The 20,928-nt window shown below is 69.2% G+C and carries 22 protein-coding genes; 16 read left to right on the top strand and 6 right to left on the bottom strand.

Going from position 1 to position 20,928, the window contains the following annotated elements:
- Positions 1-13: 13 nt before the first annotated feature.
- Positions 14-979 carry an aldo/keto reductase gene (locus WG898_RS01550; RefSeq protein WP_339601023.1) on the bottom strand — a complete coding sequence of 322 codons (966 nt, stop codon included), beginning with the start codon at positions 977-979 and terminating at the stop codon, positions 14-16.
- Positions 980-1,140: 161 nt separating this feature from the next.
- Here WG898_RS01550 and WG898_RS01545 point away from each other — a divergent pair, with 161 nt between their 5' ends.
- The 4 genes from WG898_RS01545 (at position 1,141) to WG898_RS01530 (ending at position 5,522) form a co-directional block, all read left to right on the top strand.
- Entirely contained in the window at positions 1,141-2,007 is an 867-nt protein-coding gene (locus tag WG898_RS01545; RefSeq protein WP_339601022.1) for a hypothetical protein, read from the top strand.
- Positions 2,008-2,197: 190 nt separating this feature from the next.
- Complete coding sequence (locus WG898_RS01540; RefSeq protein WP_339601021.1) at positions 2,198-3,940, top strand: PAS domain-containing hybrid sensor histidine kinase/response regulator; 1,743 nt, start codon at positions 2,198-2,200, stop codon at positions 3,938-3,940.
- The gene (locus WG898_RS01535) at positions 3,940-4,764 is read left to right on the top strand and encodes a response regulator (protein ID WP_339601020.1); all 825 of its coding nucleotides are present in this window, start codon (positions 3,940-3,942) and stop codon (positions 4,762-4,764) included. The genes WG898_RS01540 and WG898_RS01535 overlap by 1 nt, the downstream gene beginning before the upstream one ends.
- A 29-nt stretch (positions 4,765-4,793) precedes the next feature.
- Positions 4,794-5,522 (top strand): Crp/Fnr family transcriptional regulator, encoded by a 729-nt coding sequence (locus WG898_RS01530; RefSeq protein ID WP_339601019.1) that lies wholly within the window; start codon positions 4,794-4,796, stop codon positions 5,520-5,522.
- Positions 5,523-5,541: 19 nt separating this feature from the next.
- Here the strand turns inward: WG898_RS01530 and WG898_RS01525 are convergent, their stop codons facing one another.
- Complete coding sequence (locus WG898_RS01525; protein WP_339601018.1) at positions 5,542-5,952, bottom strand: PRC-barrel domain-containing protein; 411 nt, start codon at positions 5,950-5,952, stop codon at positions 5,542-5,544.
- A gap of 210 nt (positions 5,953-6,162) precedes the next feature.
- Here WG898_RS01525 and WG898_RS01520 point away from each other — a divergent pair, with 210 nt between their 5' ends.
- From WG898_RS01520 to WG898_RS01510, 3 genes are all read left to right on the top strand, one after another.
- On the top strand, positions 6,163-6,309 hold the full coding sequence (locus tag WG898_RS01520; protein WP_339601017.1) for a lmo0937 family membrane protein: 147 nt from the start codon (positions 6,163-6,165) through the stop codon (positions 6,307-6,309).
- A 19-nt stretch (positions 6,310-6,328) separates the two neighbouring features.
- The gene (locus WG898_RS01515) at positions 6,329-6,550 is read left to right on the top strand and encodes a hypothetical protein (RefSeq protein WP_339601016.1); all 222 of its coding nucleotides are present in this window, start codon (positions 6,329-6,331) and stop codon (positions 6,548-6,550) included.
- 343 nt (positions 6,551-6,893) lie between these two features.
- Complete coding sequence (locus WG898_RS01510; RefSeq protein ID WP_339601015.1) at positions 6,894-7,637, top strand: hypothetical protein; 744 nt, start codon at positions 6,894-6,896, stop codon at positions 7,635-7,637.
- Here the strand turns inward: WG898_RS01510 and WG898_RS01505 are convergent.
- Positions 7,603-7,890, bottom strand: coding sequence for an HU family DNA-binding protein (locus tag WG898_RS01505; RefSeq protein WP_339601014.1), 288 nt, complete (start codon positions 7,888-7,890; stop codon positions 7,603-7,605). The two genes, WG898_RS01510 and WG898_RS01505, sit on opposite strands and share 35 nt — an antisense overlap.
- A 19-nt stretch (positions 7,891-7,909) precedes the next feature.
- Positions 7,910-8,182, bottom strand: coding sequence for a helix-turn-helix domain-containing protein (locus WG898_RS01500; RefSeq protein WP_339601013.1), 273 nt, complete (start codon positions 8,180-8,182; stop codon positions 7,910-7,912).
- 166 nt (positions 8,183-8,348) lie between these two features.
- Between WG898_RS01500 and WG898_RS01495 the strand changes: the two genes are divergently transcribed.
- Entirely contained in the window at positions 8,349-9,110 is a 762-nt protein-coding gene (locus WG898_RS01495) for a hypothetical protein (RefSeq protein ID WP_339601012.1), read from the top strand.
- Positions 9,111-9,113: 3 nt separating this feature from the next.
- Here WG898_RS01495 and WG898_RS01490 read toward each other — a convergent pair whose 3' ends face one another.
- On the bottom strand, positions 9,114-10,193 hold the full coding sequence (locus WG898_RS01490) for a GlxA family transcriptional regulator (RefSeq protein WP_339601011.1): 1,080 nt from the start codon (positions 10,191-10,193) through the stop codon (positions 9,114-9,116).
- A 101-nt stretch (positions 10,194-10,294) separates the two neighbouring features.
- Between WG898_RS01490 and WG898_RS01485 the strand changes: the two genes are divergently transcribed.
- The 8 genes from WG898_RS01485 to WG898_RS01450 all read left to right on the top strand — a co-directional run bounded on the left by WG898_RS01485 (position 10,295) and on the right by WG898_RS01450 (position 19,416).
- Positions 10,295-12,724, top strand: a complete 2,430-nt coding sequence (locus WG898_RS01485; RefSeq protein ID WP_339601010.1) for a penicillin acylase family protein — start codon at positions 10,295-10,297, stop codon at positions 12,722-12,724.
- A gap of 13 nt (positions 12,725-12,737) precedes the next feature.
- Positions 12,738-13,736, top strand: coding sequence for a tripartite tricarboxylate transporter substrate binding protein (locus WG898_RS01480; protein ID WP_339601009.1), 999 nt, complete (start codon positions 12,738-12,740; stop codon positions 13,734-13,736).
- 222 nt (positions 13,737-13,958) lie between these two features.
- Complete coding sequence (locus WG898_RS01475; protein WP_339601008.1) at positions 13,959-15,488, top strand: DUF4331 domain-containing protein; 1,530 nt, start codon at positions 13,959-13,961, stop codon at positions 15,486-15,488.
- A gap of 10 nt (positions 15,489-15,498) precedes the next feature.
- Positions 15,499-15,783, top strand: coding sequence for a hypothetical protein (locus tag WG898_RS01470; protein WP_339601007.1), 285 nt, complete (start codon positions 15,499-15,501; stop codon positions 15,781-15,783).
- 7 nt (positions 15,784-15,790) lie between these two features.
- Entirely contained in the window at positions 15,791-16,978 is a 1,188-nt protein-coding gene (locus tag WG898_RS01465; protein WP_339601006.1) for a hypothetical protein, read from the top strand.
- The gene (locus WG898_RS01460; RefSeq protein WP_339601005.1) at positions 16,975-18,117 is read left to right on the top strand and encodes a HupE/UreJ family protein; all 1,143 of its coding nucleotides are present in this window, start codon (positions 16,975-16,977) and stop codon (positions 18,115-18,117) included. Before WG898_RS01465 ends, WG898_RS01460 begins: the two co-directional genes overlap by 4 nt.
- A 96-nt stretch (positions 18,118-18,213) precedes the next feature.
- A complete protein-coding gene (locus tag WG898_RS01455) occupies positions 18,214-18,582 on the top strand; it encodes a hypothetical protein (RefSeq protein ID WP_339601004.1) in 369 nt (122 codons plus the stop codon).
- Between the two features lie 15 nt (positions 18,583-18,597).
- Entirely contained in the window at positions 18,598-19,416 is an 819-nt protein-coding gene (locus tag WG898_RS01450) for an alpha/beta fold hydrolase (protein ID WP_339601003.1), read from the top strand.
- 16 nt (positions 19,417-19,432) lie between these two features.
- Here the strand turns inward: WG898_RS01450 and WG898_RS01445 are convergent, their stop codons facing one another.
- Positions 19,433-20,863: an aminotransferase-like domain-containing protein gene (locus tag WG898_RS01445; RefSeq protein ID WP_339601002.1), complete on the bottom strand. Its 1,431-nt coding sequence runs from the start codon at positions 20,861-20,863 to the stop codon at positions 19,433-19,435.
- Positions 20,864-20,928 lie beyond the last annotated feature (65 nt).

The following is a 20,928-nucleotide window of genomic DNA, read 5'->3' as shown; positions in this document are numbered from 1 at the left end:
GGTTCCATGCGGTTCAGGGGAGCTCGCGCCCACGGGCGCTTTCGTAGAGCCGGTACCAATGTTCGCGGCTCAGGGTCAGGTCTTGCGCCTGGGCGCAGGCGCGGATGCGCGCCGGCTCGCTCGTGCCTATCACGGCGCTGATGCGCGCCGGGTGGCGCAGCAGCCAGGCCAGCACCACCGCCTCGGGGCTGGTGGCCAGCTCGGCGGCCAGCTCGCGCACCAGGCCGGCCGTGGCATGCACGGCGGCCGGCGCATCTGCCGGCGCGGCGCCGCTGTAGCAGCCGCGCGCCAGCGAGCCCCAGGCCTGCAGCTCCACGCCCTGCTGCTGGCAATGCGCCAGCGTGTCGCCCCAGGCCGCGGCCGCCGGAGCCAGCAACGGCGCCTGGGCGTCGTTGAAGCAGGTGCTGCTCTCCAGCCAGTCGCGCTTGAGCAGGCTCATCTCCAGCTGGTTGGCCGCCAGCGGCGCTCCGATGGCGCGCTCGATCGCGCGCATCTGTGCGGCGTGCATGTTCGAGACGCCGAGCCGCCCCACCTTGCCGCTGGCCTTGAGCCGACGCCAGGCCTCGGCCACCTCATCCGCTTCCAACAAGGGATCGGGGCGGTGCAGTATCAGCAGATCGAGGTGATCGGTGTGCAGGCGCGCCAGGCTGGCGTCCACGCTGGCCAGGATATGGGTCGCGCTCAGGTCGTAGCGCTTGGGCGCGCCGGCATCGGCAAGCCGGATGCCGCATTTGCTCTGCAACAGCATGCGCCCGCGCAGCGAGGGCTGGCGGCGCAGCAGCTCGCCAAAGCATTGCTCGGCCTTGCCCAGGGTGTAGATGTCGGCATGGTCGAAGCGGCGGATGCCGGCGTCCAGCGCCGCTTCCACGGCGGCCTGGGCGCGGCCGATATCGGCTTCGCGCAAGGGCTCGGTGTTCCAGCCCCCGCCCAGGCCCATGCAGCCGAGGATGAGGCGGTCGGTGGTGTTGGTATCTGCCATGGCGCACATGCTATCTCGCAAGCTCAGCGGTCGATGTCCCGGACCGCCGGCTGCTGTTAAACCTCGGGCGTGTCTGGCATGATCCGGCCCTGCGGAGGTCAGCCTTGCGATTGTTCCGTCTTGTTACCTACCCTCGAGAGTGCCTTGCGCATCCTTGGCGCATGGTGGCACTGGCGCTTGCGGCGATTTGCTCAACGACAGTCCGCGCAGATGCGGAGCTGACCTGGGCAGTGGTGGATTGGCCGCCCGCCTTCCTGCTGCCCAAGGGCCAGGTGCCGGCGAGCGTCGCAGAACTGGGCGAGGGCCAGTTCGATGCCTTGTTCAAGGAACTGGCCAAGCGTATGCCGGGCTATCTGCACCGACCTGAACTGGTGAACTCCGCCCGTCTTTGGCGGAAGCTGGGCAGTGGGCATGCGATTTGCGCAGGCGCGTTGCGCAAGAGCGCTGAACGCTTGGAGTCGGCGTACTTCACACCCGCGGTGTTGCTGGCGCCTGTCAGCCTGGTGGTGCGGACGAGCGAGGCCGGCGCCTATCTGGGGGCAGACGGTCGCGCATCGATGGCCGAGCTGAACAGCAAGTCGGGCTTGCGTGGCGGCCTTGAGGCCGCACGCAGCTATGGCGCGGCCCTGGACGCCCTGCTGGCAGGGCCGCAGGCATTGCCGCGGGACACCACCTCTCGGGTGGGGCAATTGACCGAGCTGGTGGCGATCGGGCGCTACGACTTCACCCTGGAGTACGCCCATGTGGTGGAGTACCTGCAGCGGACCGGGCGGACCAAGGTCGAGTTGAGCAGCTTGCCACTCAAGGAGGCGGATGAGTGGGAAACCGGCTATATGGTGTGCCCGCGCACCCCCTGGGGGCTGGCCGCGGTCACGGCCATCGACAAGGCGATCCGTCAGGCCTGCGCGGCTGCAAGCTTCCGTGAAGCCTATCTACGCTGGTTGCCGCCCTCCATGCGCCAGCCCAGGCAGGCGGCGATGGACGCCTTTTGCGACGCCCGTGCGCAGGGCGGGGTGCAGATCGAGTGAGTGCAGTAAGCGGCCCTGGCGGGCGCTAGCCCAAGCGCTGCTCCGTGCGCTGCCGCACAGACCGCGGCTGTGTGAGCCAGCGAACATAGCTTGCCTCGGCTCGTGTCGCGGCTCGGTCATGCCGGGCGCCGCGCAGCCGAAACCCGCAGTCCGCGGTTCGGATCCGACCGGCCCATGCGAAGGTCCGCACATGCACAAGCTCCAGCCTCAGCTCTTGAACGCGGGGCGCGCTCGCAGCACGCGCGAAGCGCGCCGCCGCAAGGCCTTGCTGAAGACCGGCGCCTTGCAGGATGCGATCCTGAGCAGCGCCAAGTTCTCCAGCATCGCCACCGACGAGCAGGGGGTGATCCAGGTCTTCAATGTCGGCGCCCAGCATATGCTGGGTTATGCGCCGGCTGATGTGCTGAACCGTGTTACGCCGGCCGACATTTCCGATCCCCAGGAAATCGTCGAGCGCGCCCGCGCCCTGAGCGCGGAGTTCGCCACCGCCATCGCCCCGGGCTTCGAGGCCCTGGTGTTCAAGGCCCGGCGCGGCATCGAGGACATCTACGAGCTCACCTATCTGTGCAAGGACGGCAGCCGCCTGCCGGCGGTGGTGTCGGTCACGGCGCTGCGCAACCTGCAGCACGACATCATCGGCTACCTGCTGATCGGCACGGACAACCGCGCGCGCAAGCGCGTCGAGGCCGAGCAGGAACGCCTGGATCAGTCGCTGCGCGACACCAACCTGGCGCTGCAGGAGGCCAAGATCGCGGCGGACCGCGCCAACCAGGCCAAGTCGGAGTTCCTCTCCAATATGAGCCATGAGCTGCGCTCGCCCCTCAATGCCATCCTGGGTTTCGCGCAGCTGATCGATTCCGGCAGCCCTGCGCCCACGCCCGCGCAGCAGGACAGCCTGGAACAGATTCTCCAGGCCGGCTGGTACCTGCTGGAGCTGATCAACGAGATCCTGGATCTCGCGCTGATCGAGTCCGGCAAGCTCTCGCTGTCGCCGGAGCCGATGTTGCTGGACGAGGTGCTTGCCGACTGCCAGGCCATGATCGAGCCGCAGGCGCGCCAGAGCGGCATCCGCCTGAGCTTCATCGCCCCCGATGCGCCGATTTTCGTCAGGGCCGACCGCACCCGCGTCAAGCAGGTGTTCGTGAACCTGCTGTCCAATGCCATCAAGTACAACCGCGTCGGCGGCAGCGTGGAGGTGCGTTGCGGCGCCCGCGCCGGCGGCCAGGTGCGCATCGCGTTCCAGGACACCGGCGGCGGACTTTCCGCCGACAAGCTTGCGCAGCTGTTCCAGCCCTTCAACCGGCTCGGCCAGGAGGGCGGGGTCGAGCAGGGCACCGGCATCGGCCTGGCGGTGAGCAAGCAGCTGGTTGAATTGATGGGCGGGGTCATCGGCGTCGAAAGCACCGAGGGCGCGGGAAGCCTGTTCTGGGTGGAGCTGCAGGCCTCCGCTGCGCCGCAGTTGATCGAGGTCCTGCCGATGCCGGCGCCCCATGCCAGCGCCGAGGCGCCACCGGCCGTGCCGCTGCGCAGCGTGCTGTGCGTGGAGGACAACCCGGCCAATCTGACGCTGGTGGCACGCCTGCTGGCGCGCCGAGCGGACCTGCGCCTGCTCAGTGCCAATGACGGCCGGCGCGGGGTCGAACTGGCGCATTCGGCGCAGCCCGCCGTCATTCTGATGGACATCAACCTGCCCGGCATCAGCGGGCTTACCGCGCTGAAGATCCTGCTGGACAACCCCGCCACTGCGCATATCCCGGTCATTGCGATGAGCGCCAATGCCATGCCGCGCGATATTGCCAAGGGCCTGGAGGCCGGCTTCTTCCGCTACCTCACCAAGCCGATCAAGGTGAAGGAATTCATGGATACGCTGGACCTGGCGCTGGCGTGCGCGCGCGACGGGGCCGGCGAAGCCCTGCTGCAGGAGATCGTGTGATGCTCGACAAGCGCGGCATTCTTCAAGCCAGCATCCTGATCGTGGACGACCAGCTCGCCAATGTGCGCCTGCTCGGCCGCCTGCTCGCTGATGCGGGCTACACCCGGGTTGCGTCCACCATGAACCCGGCCGAGGTGTGCGCCCTCCATCGCGAACAGGCCTTCGACCTGATCCTGCTGGACCTGCAGATGCCGCTGATGGACGGCTTTGCGGTGATGGAGGGGCTCAAGACCAATGACAAGGACGGCTACCTGCCCGTCATCGTGCTGACCGCTCAGCCGGGGCACAAGCTGCGCGCCCTGCAGGCCGGCGCCAAGGACTTCATCAGCAAACCCTTCGACCTGGTGGAGGTGAAGACGCGCATCCACAACATGCTGGAGGTGCGCCTGCTTTACCGCAAGCTGGAGGGCTACAACCAGGCCCTGGAGCAGGCGGTGCGCGAGCGCACGGCCGAGCTGCGCGAGAGCGAGGCGCGCTACCGCAGCCTCACCGAGCTGGCCTCGGACTGGTACTGGGAACAGGACGAGATGGGCGAGTTCACCAAGGTCTGCGGCCCGGTGCTGGAGATGCTGGGGCTGCGTGTCGCCGGACTGGACGGCCAGGGCGGGCAGACGCTCGCGGAGGGCTGGGACGAGGGCGAGCGCCAGGCCCTGCAGGCCAATATCGCGGCACGCCGGCCCTTCATCGACATGCTGTTTCACCATGTCGACGTGGCGACCGGCACGCGGCGCCAGTTCCGCGTCAGTGGCGAGCCGATGTTCGACCAGGGCTGCCGGCTGATCGGCTACCGCGGCGTCGGCGTCGAAGTGACGGCCGGCAAGTAGGCGCGGGCAAGGCATCCCGGTAGCTGCCCATGATCGCCACCCACAGCCTCCTGCAGAACCAGTTGCTGGCCGCACTGCCCGAGCCCGAGCGTCAAGCGCTGGGTGTGCAGCTGCGGCTGGTACCCATGCAGGTCGGCGAGCCCATCTACGAGGCGGGCCAGCCGCTGCGCCACGTCTACTTTCCGACCACCGCGGTGGTGTCGCTCTATGGCGCGCTCGCCTCGGGCGACTGCGCCGAGACCTGCGGTGTGGGCAACGAGGGCATGGTCGGCGTGTCCGCGTTCATGGGCGGGAACAGCATGCCCAGCTCGGCCATCGTGCAGTCCGCCGGCCACGGCTACCGCCTGGAGCCGCGGCTGCTGTTGCAGGCCTTCGAACGCGACCGCCACCTGCGGCAGCTGCTGCTTCGATACACGCAGGCCCTCATCACGCAGACCTGTCAGACCGCCGTCTGCTACCGCCACCACACGGTGGAGCAACAGCTCAGCCGCTGGCTGCTGGCCACCTTCGACCGCGTGCCCGCGGGCGATATGGTGATGACCCAGTCACTGGTAGCCGGCCTGCTGGGCGTGCGCCGCGAGAGCATCAGCGAAGCGGCCTGCCGGTTGCAGGAGCTGGGCTATATCCGCTACCGGCGCGGGCACCTCTGCGTGCTCGACCGCATCGGCCTTGAGTCCCGGGCCTGCGAGTGCTTTGGGGCCGTGACGGCCGAACTGCTGCGGCTGCGCGCGGGACAGCCACGCTTGCCGTCGAGCTGATGGCCAGCATGGCTGCGCGTCAGTCGGTCCTGTACGGTGTGCCGTAGAACTTGTGGATGCCGCTGGCCCAGGTGTGGTCGGACATGGTCGGCCAGCGGTTCTTGTCGAAGCCGGGCGCATCCTGCAGTACCGCCTTGGGCACGTTGAGCGTGAAACGCTTGTTGATGGTGTCCAGAGCCAGCGCTGCCCAGGGCACCGCGAACAGCTTGTCGCCCATGCCAAGCAGGCCGCCGAAGGACAGTACTGCGTAGGCCACCTTGCCGCTGCGCATGTCGATCATGAACTCCTTGATGTCGCCCAGGTCCTCGTCGTCCTTGTTGTAGACGTCGTTGCCCAGCAAGGTGTTGGCGCCCATCAGCTGCGGACCGGGGCCGTCGCTGCTGTTGGCATACATGCCGAAGTTGTCGCGTGTGACGTAGTTGGTTTCCATGATGTTTCCTTGTGTGAGTCAGGTGGCCACCATAGTCACGGGCAGGCGGCGGGTCTGTGCGTCAGCGCACGCCGTCGCAGGGGGCATCGTCACGGGCCCGGCCGCTGTGTTCGATAGCGCACGGAAAAGCGCGCACCGCACGCGTAGATTCGGCTTGCTTACCTGCCACACCCGGGTGGTGGGGCTGGGTCCAAATTTGAGGAGAACGAGATGCTCGAATCACTGATCGTCATTCTGGTGCTGCTGTGGCTGCTGGGTCTGGTGACCTCCTACACGATGGGGGGGTTGATCCATGTGTTGCTGGTGGTGGCGGTGGTGGTGCTGCTCGTGCGCGTGCTGCAGGGCCGACGCATCTGAAACCTTTGTGGGAGCTGTCATGAACACCTGGAAGATCGCTGGTATTGCCCTGTTGATTGCGGGCGTGCTGGGGCTGCTGTATGGCGGCTTCAGCTACACCAAAGAGACCCATGATCTGAAGCTGGGGCCGATTGAGTTGTCCGTGAAGGAAAAGCAGAGCGTCAACGTGCCGGTGTGGCTGGGCGTGGTGGCCATCGCGGCCGGCGCCAGCTTGCTGCTGCTGGGCGGCAGGCGTGGCTAGCAAGGCTGATCCAGCGCAAATACCTGCGCCCGAGCCGCGCCATGGGCCTTGACGCAGCGCCCGGAAAGGCGCTTACTAGCGCTGCAGCGGGGGGCCGTATGGTGGCTCGCCACTGCGACAGACGCGTCGTTTCAAGCACGCTGGAAGGAGGGTAGACCGATCGAGAAGCCGTTCCTAAAGACCTCCCCCACCATCGGCACGCAGTTGCCGACCGACATCACCCCCATGTGATGTGATGATGCAAAACGAATAGCATCACGGCATGCCCGGCTTCAGACGGCCGGGCATTGCCGTTTCTTGGGCGGCTTGTCTGCCCCCCCCCCCATCCCGACTTGCTATGCCCATGACAAGACTTCAGGCCGAACTGCAGCGTCTTTATGGTTCGCTGCCGGCCCCGCCCAGCGATGCCGACGCGAATGGGAACAAGGGCCTGCGCGCTGCGGTACTGGAACTCTCGGACCCGGCCGACTGGCAGGCCATGGGCCAGCTGTGGCGCGGCGTGCAGGCCGATCTGGGGCTGCCGGCGCCCGCCATCGCGGTGAATGGGCGCAATGGCTACCAGCTCTGGTTCTCGTTTGCGCATCCGCTGCCGGCCTCCCGGGCGGCGGCGTTTCTCGAGGGCTTGCGCCGGCGCTATCTGGGGGATCTGCCCGCAGCGCGGCTGACCTGCCTGCCGGCGCGTGCCGGTGCCGACGCGGCGGCGCTGAGCCTGCCACCGCAACAGCTGACGCCCGAGCGCTGGTCGGCCTTTGTGGCCCCGGACCTGGCGCCGGTGTTTGCCGAGGAACCCTGGCTGGACACCGCGCCCGGCATGGACGGCCAGGCGGATCTGCTGGCGCGCCTGCAAAGCATCACCGGTGCCGAGCTCGGCGCGGCGCTGCAAGGCCTGGGCGGCGTGCCGGCCGCGGCGCTGCCGGTTGAAGGCGCTGCCGGCGCGGCCGACTCGGCCACCGACACGCCGATGCAGCAGGCCAGTGGCTTTCTGCTCGCGGTCATGAAGGACGAGAGCGTGGCCCTGGCGCTGCGCATCGAGGCGGCGAAGGCGCTTTTGCTTACTTGTTGCTGCTGCCGTTCACCGCGTCCTTGAGCGCCTTGCCGGGCGTGAACTTGGGGACATTCGAGGCCGGGATCTCCAGCGCCTCGCCGGTGGCGGGGTTCTTGCCGGTGCGGGCGGCGCGCGCGCTGACCTTGAAATTGCCGAAACCGAGGATGGCGACGGTATCGCCAGCGGCCAGCGCTTCGGTGATCGTGCCCAGGGCGGCGTCCAGCATGCTGGCGGCGGCCGCGCGGGTGACGCCACTCTTGGTGGCGATGCTTTCGATCAGTTCACTTTTGTTCATCAGAGTTCCATTGGCTACATCAGGGAAGAAATTCCCCTGAGGGGGCGGCGATTATCAGCGCAGCGGAGAGGCCGTAGAGCGCCAGCATTCCCATCACATGGCCGATCGCGACTCCGGGTTCGCCGGACTCGATGCGCGCGATGGTCTGCACATGCACGCCCAGCCGCGCCGCCGCCACGGCCTGGCCCTCGCCGGCGCGCAGGCGCGCCTGCTTGGCGGCCGCCCCGATGTTCTTGATGGTCTGGAGCGCGTCGCCGTCGATCTCCGCCGAAATTCGCTTGCCTTGTGCCATCGGCGCATTGTCGCCGCTGAGCGGCGCCGGCCGCAGCGCAGAGAGGTGGCCTAATGCTGGGTGAACCTGGACGATTTGGTTTGTTTTGTGGACGTTAGGGCGCGTATCGTATTGGTCGGCGCTGGACACTGGGTGGACCCAAACCACTATCGCAAGGAGTGCTTACATGACACGCGCCTTTCTTCCCACCCTCGCCATGGCCCTCTGCCTTGGCAGCACGCTGGCCCCGGCGCTGGCGCATGAGCAGGCTCAGCCCGAGCTGATCAGCAGCCCGCGCAAGCCCGGCGTCAGGCCCAGCTTCGACATCGTGCATACCCGCATCCGCACCGAGGGTCAGCTGGCCGTGTTCGAGATGGCGGTGTCCGGCCGGGCCGGCGCGAGCAAGCCCAGCGCCAGCGGCAAGCTGGCCGGCAGCACGGTGTTCTCCTATGTCTGGCCCACCAGCCTGGACCCGGCGACGGTGGGCTTCGAGTCCAAGGCCGGCATCCTGGCGTTGGCGGTGACCGCGCACCCCGATTTCGACGACACGCCGCTGTTCGATGAGGATGGCGACGGCAATACCGGCAATGACGGCCGGCTCTGGCACTCGCACTGGGTGGTGCTGCAGCCCGACGCAGCCTGCGGCAAGGAGGGCGCACTCAAGGTGGTGGACATCCCGGAGGGCGCCAAGCCGCGCCTGCCAAAGACCTGGCCGGGCCTGCCCATGCTGATCGACAGCCCGGGCTGGAGCCCGGTGTTCAAGGGCCGCAGCCTGACGGTGCGCGTGCCCTTCGACGATATCGGCGTGCTGGAGTCCGCCGGCTTCGACGGCGTGACGGCGGCCTTGCGCGTCAACGCCAGCGTGCACAGCCCGCTGCTGTGCGTGGTGGATGTGTTCAAGCTGGCGTCGGGCAATCTGAGCCTGCCCGGGCGGGTCGGGCGCCGCTGAGGGTCAGGTCTTGCCAGGCCGGTCGGTGCGCGTGCGCTGCCCCTCCACCTTCCAGCGCTCGCGCCGCGCGCGCAGTGCGTGCTGGGCGCGGTACTGCGCCGGCGGCAGCGCCTCGTGGCGGGCAAAGATGCGGCGGAACGCCGCCTGGTCGGCATAGCCGCAGGCGCGCGCGATGGTGGGGATGCTGTCCAGCGTGGTCTCCAGCAGGATGCGCGCGCGTTTGCAGCGCTGCTGCTGCACATAGTCCAGCGGCGTCATGCCCAGCACCTGCTGGAAATGCCGCAGCAGCGTGCGCGCGCTCACGGCCGCCGCCTGTGCCACCTCGTCCAGGCGGTAGGGCCGCTCCAGATGGGCGTCCAGCCAGGCCAGCGCGCGTGCCATCACGCTGTCGCGGGTGGTCGAGAAATGGCCTTGCTGGCGCGTCAGCAGCGCCGCGGCATGGCGGGTCGCGTCGTGCTGGAACAGATTGGCACACACCTGCGTCAGCGCCGGCGGCAGGCAGCGCCCGAACCAGGCCAGCATCACGGGCGTGAGCGCCTCGTTCAGGCCTCCCGTGATGAGCGGCCCATCCTCGCAATGCCCGTGCTCCGAGCTCAGCGCGAGTTGCGGGAAGTCGCTCACAAAGCCTGAGATCAGGTACCAGGGAACGGCCACCTGGCGCCCCTGCAGCGCCGCGCCGTCGGGCAGCAGCCAGGCGCCGTTGCCCAGGGTCAGCAGGGTCTCGCCGCGCTCCAGGCATTGTCGGGCATGCGCGCGCACCCGCGGCAGCGCTCGCGCCGCGGCGCGCAGGGCCGGCACGTTGTGGGTGTAGAAGCCGGGCATGAAGCAGGCGCGCCGCGCCGCCGGCAATACAGCGTCCGCCAGCGCCGGCCCCTGGCAATAGGGGCCCAGCAGCGGATCGGTGCTGGACACCGGTTGCGCCTCGGCGTCCAGCAACTGCCAGCTCGCCACCATGGCGCCACTGCCCTGCTGCAGCAGGACCACGGTGTTGAGCATGCGCAGCATGTCCACCGCGGCCAGCGAGAGGCCCAGCATGGCGCCGGGAAAGGCGAACACATCCAGATGAATGGGGCGATCGGGCATGGCGATATTGGCTCATAGCTTGGCCATATTCGCAATTGGCGGAGTGCCGGGGGCGCCCTAGCATCGCTCGTGCCTTCCATCCATCCGCCATGAACCGCCCGATGCAAAACCACATGCTCAAGAACTGCCCCGCTGGCCTGCCGCTGACGCTGGGCCTGGCCGCCACGCTGGTGCTGGCCGGCTGCGGCGGTGGCGACACCGGGGGCGCGCCGCCAGCCGAAACCGAGACCATCAAGGTGGAAATCCGCCGCACCGGTTTCGGCGTGCCGCATATCGTTGGCAAGGACCTGCGCAGCGCCGCCTACGGCCTGGCCTATGCCTATGCGCAGGACAATATCTGCATCGCCGCGGACCGGCTGCTCACGGTGGCGGGCGAGCGCTCCAAATACCTGGGCGGCAGCGCCATGGTGGCCGCGGGCTCCAGCCTGAGCAATCTGCGATCCGACTTCTACTACCGCAACATCCTCGATCAGGCGGCCGTGGACAAGGCGTTTGCGGCTGCGGGCCAGCCCGCCAAGGACGCGATAGCGGGTTATGTGGCCGGCTACAACCGCTTTCTGCTCGACGCCAAGCCGACCGACTTCGGCGACTGCGCCGGCGCCGCCTGGGCCAAGCGTCCAGTCAGCGAGATGGATCTGAAGCGGCATCTGCTGGCGCTGGCCACCAACTCGGGTGCGGGCGCCTTCATCGCGGCGATCGCCGATGCCCAGCCGCCGGCACCCGCCCTGGCCAGTGCCGGCACGCTGCGACCGCCGCAGCTGGCCCGTATCGGCCGCTCGGCGCAGCAGCTGGCGCGCCTGATGGACGCGAACCCGCTGGGTAGCAACGGCCAGGCCTTTGGCAGCGAGGCCAGCGAGGGCGGGCGCGGCGTTCTGTTCGGCAATCCGCACTTCCCCTGGAGCGGCACGCTGCGCTTCTACCAAAGCCATGTGAAAGTGCCGGGCCAGTACGACGTGATGGGCGCCGGCCTGGGCCTGGTGCCGCTGCCCCAGATCGGTTTCAACGCGGATCTGGCCTGGACCCACACCGTCTCCACGGGGCGCCGCTTCACCCTGTTCGAGCTCACGCTCAAGGATGGCGCCTACCTTGTCGATGGCGTGGCCAGACCCTTGAGCAAGAAGGAGGTCACGGTGGAGGTGCTGGAGAACGGCGTGCTCACGCCGCAGACGCGCAGCTTCTACGCCAGCCACCATGGCCCGCTGCTGGTCTCCAGCGCCCTGGGCGCCAGCTGGACGCCCACCAAGGCCTACGCCCTGCGCGATGCCAATCTGGACAACGGGCGCGTCGTCGATCAGGTCTGGGACTTGGGCCGGGCCAGCACGGTCGAGCAGCTGCGCGACATCAGCGCCAGGCGCATGGGGGCGCCCTGGGTCAATACCATCGCGGCCGACCGCGCCGGCAAGGCCTTTTACGGGGATCTTTCGGTGGTGCCGAATGTGAATGCGGCGCTGTCGGCCAAATGCGCCAACTCGCCCCAGGCGCAGGCGCTGGCCGCCGCGCGCACCTATCTGCTCGACGGCAGCCGCGCCGAATGCGATTGGCCGGTCGATGCCGCTGCGGCCTCGCCCGGCATCATGGCCGCGGCCGCACTGCCGACCCTGCTGCGCACGGACTATGTGAGCAATAGCAACGAGAGTGCCTGGCTCGCCAATCCGGCCCAGCTCAGCACCGGCTTCTCGCCCCTGGTAGGCGATCAGGCGCGCACGCAGTCGCTGCGCACCCGCATGGCCTTCACCCAGATCCTGGAGCGGCTTGCCGGCAGCGACGGGCAGGCGGGCAACAAGGTCTCGCCCGACAAGCTGGAGTTCAGCTTCTTCCAGAACCGCATGATGAGCGCGGAGTTGCTGATGCCAGGCCTGCTGACGCTGTGCAACACGCCCGCGGCCGCCGCCGCGGTGGCCAGCAATGGCAGCACCATCAACCTGGGCCCGGCCTGCGCGGTGCTGGCCGGCTGGGATAGACGCGCCAAACGCAGCAGCGTGGGCACGCCCTTGTTCCGCGAGTTCTGGCGCCGTGCGCAGGCGATACCGAATCTCTACGAGACGCCCTTCGACGCTGCCAAGCCCATCACCACGCCAAGCAATCCGGCCATCAGCAAGCCGGCGGTGGCCACCGCGATGCTGAAGGCCCTGGCCGATGGCGTGCTCGCCTTGAATGCCGCCGGCGTGCCGCTGAGCGAGCCGCTGGGCTCGGTGCAGTATGTGACGCGTGGCGGCCAGCGCATCCCGATCGAGGGCGGGGACGAGTTCGAGGGCGTGTTCAACAAGATGACGCCGCCGGGGCTGGGTGCCGGTGGCTATACCAGCATGCTGAGCGGCTCCAGCTATATCCAGATCGTCGGCTTCGATGCCGACGGGCCGCAGGCCCGTGGCCTGCTCACCTACAGCCAGTCCACCAATCCGGCCTCGCCCTACTATGCCGACCAGACGCAGCAATTCAGCAACGCGGCGCTGGTGAAACTGCCATACCGCGAGAGCGAGATTGCCGCCGACCCCAAGCTCACGGCCCCGCTGCTGCTGATCGAGAAATAGGCGCCGCGATTGCATGCCCAAGCCAGTAGATCCGACCCGGCGCGGCGCACTGGCCCTCGGCCTTGGCCATGCCCTCGGGCTGGGCGCGGCATGGCCCGCGGGCGCGGACGCGGCACGAGGCATCACGCTGCTGGTGCCCTATCCCGCCGGCGGTGCCTCGGATGCGCTGGCACGGCAGCTGGCACCCGAGCTGGCGGCCGCATTGGGCCGGCCGGTGCAGGTGGTGAATGTGAGCGGTGCGAGTGGCGCGCTGGCGGCGCAGAAGCTGCTGGCGGCGCCGGCCGATGGCAGCACCCTGATGTTGCTGTCGTCCAGCGAGACCATCCTGCCGCCGCTGCTGATGCCCGGCGTGAAGTACCGCGCCGAGGACTTCACCCTGCTGGTGGGGCCGCTCTCGGTGCCCCTGGCCTTGCTGGCGCGGCCGGGCCTGCCGGCCCAGCATGTCGACGCCTTGCTGGCCCATGCGCGCCAGCCGGGCCAGCCCTCCTTGCGTTATGGCAGCCTGGGTCACGGCTCGGTGTCGCACCTGGCGGCACTCGACTTCGAACGCCTGACCGGTCTCGAGATGGTGCATGTGCCCTACCGTGGCGGTGCGCCCTTGAGCATGGCCCTGGCCGGCGAGCAACTGGACATCTGCTTCATGCCGTTTGCCGCGGGCAGCGCCAGGCTGGCCGAGCAGGGCCGGATCAAGGTGCTGGGCCTGAGCGGCCCGAGCAGCGCGGCGCAGCAGGCCGCGTATGCGCGGCTGGCCGACCACCCGCAGTTGCGCGGCTTTGCCCATGCGGCCTGGACCTCATTCGCCGTTGCGGCCGCAACGCCGGCCGCGCTGGCGCAGACACTCAACCAGAGCCTGAACCGCATCCTGCAGCTGCCGGCGATGCAGCAGGCCGCCATCAGCATGGGCGCGCCGCTGCCGGCCCCGGCCAGCCTGGCCGAGGCCGCGGCCTTCTACCGCAGCGAAGTCGCGCGGGTGCGCGCGCTGGCACGGGCGTTGCCCGTCAGGCTCGACTAAACCTGACCGGCCGAGACGATGGGCCCGCTGGGCGAGCCATCGCCGGGTTCCGGGTTCAGGGCAAAGGCGGCGGTGTCCTGCTGATGGCACGGGCTACGCAGGCCGGCGCGGCTTGGATGCAAGTCCGACCAAGGCGCAGGGTGGGCTGCGTCCGCTTGCGCCATGCCGGCGTACAGGACTGCAGTGGGCGCAGGAGTTGCCCACCCCATCAAGGAGACCCAGATGCGAACTGCACTTCCCACCCTGCGATTGCTGAGCTTCAGCGCAGCCGCCATGCTGGCCGCCACCGTGGCCCTGGCCTCCAGCCACCGCGAGGCGCCCTTCATCACCACCGCGCCCAAGGTCGATGCCAGCGACTTCTATATGTTCATGAGCTACGAACAGGGCCGTGGCGACTACGTCACCCTGATCGCCAACTACCTGCCGCTGCAGGATGCCTATGGCGGCCCCAACTTTTTCGCGCTGGACCCGAATGCGCTCTACGAGATCCATCTCGACACCAATGGCGATGCCAAGGAAGACATCAGCTTCCAGTTCCGCTTCAAGAACAAGCTCAACAGCGTCGCCCTCACCATCGGCGACAAGAGCGTGCCCATCCCGCTGATACAGGCGGGCACCATCAGCGAGCCGCGTGCCGCGGCGCTGAACGTGAACGAGAGCTACACCCTGGACATCGTGCGCGGCGACCGCCGCAGCGGCCAGCGCCAGGCAGTCACCAATGCCAGCAATGGCGCGGCCAGCTTCGACAAGCCGGTGGACAACATCGGCAAGAAGACCATCGCCAACTACGAGGCCTATGCGGCCAAGCACATTTACACCGTCAACATCCCCGGCTGCGTCATGCCCGGCCGGGTCTTCGTGGGCCAGCGCAAGGACCCCTTCGCCGTCAATCTGGGCACCATCTTCGATCTGGTGAACGCCCCGGTGTCGGTGATCACCGACCCGACCCTGATCGGTGCCGTGCCCAACCAGTTGGACGACAAGAACGTCAGCACCCTGGCCCTGGAGGTGCACAAGAGCTGCCTGGCCAGCGCCAGCGAGCCGGTGATCGGCGGCTGGACCACCGCCAGCCTGCGCCAGGCGCGCGTGCTCGACCCGTCACCCAAGCCCGGCCTGCAGAACACCGACAAGGCCGGCGGCGCCTGGGTGCAGGTCTCGCGCCTGGGCATGCCGCTCGTCAACGAGGTGGTGATAGGCCTGCCCGACAAGGATCGCTTCAACAGCTCCAAGCCCAAGGATGACGCGCAATTCGCAAATTACGTCACCAACCCGACCCTGCCGGCCCTGATCGAGACGGTGCTGTCCATTCCCGGCACGGCGCCCAAGAACCTGCCGCGTACCGATCTGGTGACGGCCTTCCTCACCGGCATCAAGGGCGTCAACCAGCCCGCCAATGTGGTGGCCTCGGAGATGCTGCGCCTCAACACCAATATCGCGCCGGTGCCCTTCGCGCAGCAGAACCGGCTGGGCATCGTCGGCAACATCCTGGCCGGTGGCAATGACAACGCCGGTTTCCCGAACGGCCGCCGCCCCAAGGACGATGTGGTGGACGTGGCCCTGGTGGCGGTGATGGGCGGGCTGTGCATGGCCAATGGCGACAACAATGCGCTCGGCTTCGGTGCCAACTGCAAGCCCGCCAATGTGCCGCTGGGCGCCACCTCGCTGAAGCTGCACGACGCGGTGGACCAGGCCACGGTGCCGCTGCTGAGCAGCTTCCCCTATCTCTACACGCCCATCGCCGGCACCAACTGAGGAGGGCGCCATGAAGCTAAGCACGCACATCCTTGCCCTGCTCGCCAGCGGCCTGCTGGCCGCCTGCGGCGGCAGCGACTACGAGGCCCCGCCGCCACCGCCACCACCACCGCCGCCGCCGCCGGTGGTGATGATCACCGAGGTGCCGGACTCGGCACTGGCCTCCTCCGGCGCCTATACCCAGTTCACGCTGGAGCGCAGCCAGGCGGCCGGCGAGAGCGACGAGCCCCTGGGTGCCGACAAGGTCGCGATGCCGCCGGCCAGCGAAAGCGACGAACCCGTGGCGCTGGGCTGAGGCTTCGATGCGCAGACGGTTGAGCCTCATCGTCATCATGCTGCTGCTCAGCCTGCGCGGGCTGGCCAGCCCCTACACGCCGCAGGCGGACGAGGAGGTGCTGGAGCAGCTGCCGCGGCGCCTGGCGGCCGTGCCACGCCAGGGCCTGGAGCTGCCGCAGGCGCTGGGCCTGGCGCAGGTGGCCCTGCAGCGTGCGCGTCAGGAGGGCGACCCGCGCGAGCTCGGCCGGGCCCAGGCGCTGCTGGCGCCCTGGTGGCGGCTGGCCGCGCCGCCTCCCGCGGTGCGCCTGCTGCGCGCCAGCATGCTGCAGACCCAGCATCAGTTCGATGCCGCCCTGCAGGATCTGGACGCGCTGCTGGCAAGTGCCGCCACCCCCCTGGCCCTGCGCGCCCAGGCCGAGCTGACGCGGGCCGCCGTGCTGCAGCTGCGCGGCCGTTGGCCCGAGGCGCGCGCCGCCTGCGGCCGCCTGGCCGGTCTCGGCTACGCCAGCCTGGGTGCCGGGGTACAGCTGCATGGCCGTGTCTGCCTGGCCGAGCTGGACAGTCTGCAAGGCCGCGGCGAGGCCGATATGGACGATGCGGCCGCCGCGCTGGCGCAGCTGGCCCGCTATCCGCAGGCGCCCGCGGCCTGGATCCTCTTGCTGCGCGCCGAGCTGGCCGAGCGCCGCGGCCTGGCCGAGGCCGCGGCGCTGTACGCCCAGGCGCTGCAGGCCGAGCCGTCCATCTACACGCGGGCGGCCTTGGCCGACTGGCTGCTGGGCCAGCGCCGCTGGGCCGACGCCGCCGCGCTGGTGCTGGCCCATGGCGCCGAGCCGACGCGCCTGCCAGATCTGCCAGACGCGCTGCTGCTGCGCCTGGCGATTGCCTGGCGTGCCGGCGGCGATGCCCGCGCCGCCGTGGCTGCCGCGCAGCTGCAAGAGCGCTTCGATGCCGCCGCCCTGCGCGGCGACGGCATCGCGCATGCGCGCGAACATGCCCGCTACGCCCTCGATGTGCGCCCCGACGCTGCCGAGGCCCTGCGGCAGGCGCTGGCGAACTGGAGCCTGCAACGCGAGCCGGCCGACGCCTGGCTGCTGTGGCGCGCGGCGCAGCTGCCGGCGGCGCCCAAGCCACTGGCGGCGCAGGCACGCCAGGCCTTCGAGCAGTTCCGGCGCGAGACCGGGCTGCAGGATGCGCGCTGGAGCGCTGCCTCATGAAGCGGGCCTTGATGCTGTCGTTGTTGCTGCAGCTGCTTTGCGCCGGGGCCGCCCAGGCCCACAAGGCCAGCGATGCCTATCTGATTCTTGAGGCCGATGCCATGGGGCTCAGCCAGCGCGTCGACATCGCGCTGCGCGATCTGGACCGCGAGTTGCAGCTGGACGCGGATGAAAACGGCCAGCTCAGCTGGGGCGAGCTGAGGGCGCGCGCCGCCGAGATCGACCAGCTGGCCCGGCAAGGCCTGGGGCTGACGCTGACCGATGCCGATGGCGGCCGCTGCACGCCCGAGGCCCTGGCCCCGCTGCAGATCGAAACCCGCAGCGACGGCCGCTACGCCGTGCTGCAGCGGCGCTGGCAATGCCGCGCCCCCGCGCAAGACCTGACCCTCAGCTACCGGCTGTTTGCCGACAGCGACCCCACACATCGTGGCGTGCTCAGCCTGCGTGGGCCGGCCGGCGCCGCGCAGACCCTGGTGCTCGCCCCCGACGGCCAGGCCACGCAGCTGCGTCTGGGCGCGCCACTGGGCTTGCTGAGCCTGCTGCGCGATGGCGTGCACCATATCTGGATCGGCCTGGACCACATCCTCTTCCTGCTCGCGCTGCTGCTGCCGGCGGTGCTGGTGCGGGAAAAGAACGGCAGCTGGCGGCCCGCCACGCATTTGAAGCCGGTGCTGCTGGACGTGCTGGGCCTGGTGAGCGCCTTCACGCTGGCGCACAGCATCACGCTGGCGCTGGCGGCCTTCGAGATCGTGAACCCGCCCGCGCGCTGGGTCGAGTCGCTGATTGCCGCCTCGGTGCTGGTGGCGGCGCTGAACAATCTCTGGCCGGTGCTGCTGCACGGCCGCTGGCGCCTCACCCTGGTGTTCGGCCTGGTGCATGGCTTCGGCTTTGCCAGCGCGCTCAAGGAGCTGGGCCTGCGGCGCGAGGCGCTGGCCGCGCCGCTCGTGATGTTCAACCTGGGCGTGGAGCTTGGCCAGCTGGCCGTGGTGGCGGCCTTCTTCGCGCTCGCCTGGGGCCTGCGGCATCGCCGTGTGTTCTACCCGCGCTGGGTGCTGGGCAGCGGCTCGGCCATGATCGCGCTGCTGGCGCTGGCCTGGTTGGCGGAGCGCAGCCTGGACCTGCAGTTGCTGGGCGTTTGAGCGCTGGCCGGGCTGGCGTCCGCAGCATGGAGGATGAGCGCGCGGCACAAGCCGGCTATAAAGGGCTCCCTCCCATGCTCGATGAGGAACATTGCCATGCGTGCTATTTTCCATGTGCTGTTTTGCGGCGCCTGCCTGGCCGGTTTTGATGCTTCGGCCCAGGAGTTCCCTGAGCAGGCGCAAGCGCCCAGCGCCGCGGAGTTGCAGCGGCACATGGCGGGCAAGACCTTCGAGGTCAAGCTGGCCGATGGCGGAAGCTGGCGTGTGCAGTACAAGGCGAACGGCTATTTCTACCTGAACACCAGCCAGGGCATGAACGATTCCGGGGACTGGCGCGCCGAGGATGGCCGGCTGTGCAGCAAGGGCATGAAGATAGGCAGTTCCTGCAACGAGGTGCGCATGGCAGGCGAGGTGCTGCTGCTGAAACGCGACAGCGGCGAGATCGTGCAATTCCTGGCGCGTTAGCAAGAAGGCCTCGCCATGCCACGCGTTTGCTGCGCATGCTTGCTGGCGCTGTGTTGCCTGGCGGCGCAGGCCCGCCCACCGACGCTGCAGGACGAGCAACTGGTGGAGACGGGCTGGCTCACCAGCAACCGGGCCTTGCTGATGGTGCCCGATCGGCCGCGCGCCCTGGCCCTGCTGTTTCCAGGCGGCGGCGGTGATCTGGGCCTGAGTGGCGGCCGCGGCATGGTCAACTTTGGCAGCCAGCTGTATATGAACTTCCTGGTCGCGGCGCGCGGCTTGTTCTTCGAGCGCGACCTTGCCGTGCTGATCATCGATGCGCCCGGCGGGCGCGCGATGTCGGCGCAGCAGCGCCTGGGCGCGCTGGGCCAGCTGCCAGGGCTGCTGGCCCAGGCGCGCAAGCTGGCGCCGCTGCTGCAGGACCTGCCGGTCTGGGCGCTGGGCACCAGTGCCGGCACCATCAGCGTGGCCGGGCTGATCGAGCAGGCGCCCGATTACCTGGCCGGGGTGGTGCTGAGTTCGTCGATCACGCAGGGTGCGGGCGAGGGCGGACAGTGGAACAGTGCGAACCCGCAGGGTATTGCCAGCATGAGGCTGGACCGCTTCGAGCGGCCGGTGCTGGTGCTGGCGCATCGGGATGACCAATGCCGGTACACGCCGCCGGCCGATGCCGCGCTGCTGGACGCCCGGTTTGTGCGCAGCGTGCGGCACCGGGCGCTGGTGCTGGAGACGCCGTCCCGGACCTTTGGCGATCCCTGCGGCCCCAACTCGCCACATGGTTTTGCCGAGCTGGAGAGCGAGGCGGTCGAGTCGATGGTTCGCTTCATGCTCGACTGAAGCCCGGGTGCCCGGGTCATGCGGGGCTGGATGCTTGCCAGCCGCCCAGCAGCTGCTGCGCCAGCTCGCCCAGCAAGCGCAACGCTTGCGCGCGCTGTGCGTCCAGCGGGTGTGCGGCACTCAGGCGCAGGCAATGGTCGAACTGGGTGCCCATGCTGAACACGGCGCCGGGCATGAAGTTGATGCCCTGCGCGCGCGCCAGCTCCAGCAGGACGCAGGTGTCCAGCGGGGCCGGCAGCTCGACCCACAGCACATAGCCGCCCGCACCGGTGCTGACGCGCGTGCCCGCCGGGAAATGCGCCAGCGCGGCCCGCTCGTAGGCCTGCACCTGCGCCGTCAGGCAGCGGCGCAGGCGGCGCAGATGGGTGTCGAAACCACCGCTGGCCATGAAGGCGGCCAGCACCTCGTCCATGCTGCTAGGCAGCAGCTCGCCGTGCACCGCACGTGCCGCGCGCAGCTGCAGATGGTGGCGTGCGCTGGCGATATAGCCCAGGCTGTAGCCGGGGCCGGTGATGCAGGCGAGGCTGCCGCAATAGAGCACGCGCTCGTCGCTGTCGAAGGCCTTCACCGGCGCGGGCCGCTGTGTGCCGCGGTAGAGCTCGCCCATCATGTCGCACTCGATCAGCGGCAATTCATGCCGGCTCAGCAGCGCCGCCAGGCCCTGCTTGGCGGCGTCGCCGAGCAGGCCGGCGTTGGCGCGGTGAAAGCTGGGCTCGGCCACCAGCACGGCGATGCGCTCCCTGGCCAGGGCCGCGTCCAGCGCCGGCAGGTCCAGGCCGCCCTGGCTGTCGGCGGACAGCTCCAGCACGTGCAGGCCCAGGCTGGCGATCAGCTCCAGGGCGCGCAAGGGCGCCGGCGTGCTCAGGGCCACCAGATCGCCAGGCTGGGTGAGCAGGCGCAGGCAGAGCTGCAGCGATTCGCCCTCGCCCTGGGTGAGCACAATGTCCTCGGCGCCGAACCGGCAGCCCATGCGCGGCGCGCGCAGCGCCAGTTGCTCGCGCAAGGCCGCGCTGCCATAGACCGAGCCGGTGGCCAGCAGGCCGCGCTGACTGCGCAATTGCTGGCCAGCCAGGCGTGCCAGAGCCGGCAGTGGCAGCAGTGATGCGGGCAGGCCCAGGTGGCCCAGCGAGAGCAGCCCGGGCTGCGAGGCGGCGAGCTCCATCAGGCGTTTGCGGCGGCCCGCCAGCGCGATGACCTCGGCCGCCGGCGCACAGCCGGGCACAGGCATTGCCGCACAGGCGAAAAAGCCGCGCCGCGGCCGCGCTTCGATCAGGCCGGCGTCTTCCAGCTCATGCAGGGCATGGGTGACGGTGGCCAGGCTGGCCGCATGCGCGCTGCAAAGCTGCCGCACCGAGGGCAGTTGGCTGCCCGGAGGGTAGCGGCCTGAGCGCAGATCCTGGGCGAGCGCTTGAGCCAAGCTGCGGTAGCGATGGGGACGGGTGCTCACGGGATGGGGCTTGCTGGGGGAGCGACACGATAGCGCCTTTCGGCAATGAACAGCCATTGCTGTGT

The sequence above is a fragment of the Paucibacter soli genome (genome assembly GCF_037482845.1).
In the GTDB taxonomy this organism is placed as follows: Bacteria; Pseudomonadota; Gammaproteobacteria; order Burkholderiales; family Burkholderiaceae_C; genus Paucibacter_B; species Paucibacter_B soli.
The sequence above is the reverse complement of the archived record's forward strand: the minus strand, read 5'-3'. Positions and strand labels throughout refer to the sequence as shown.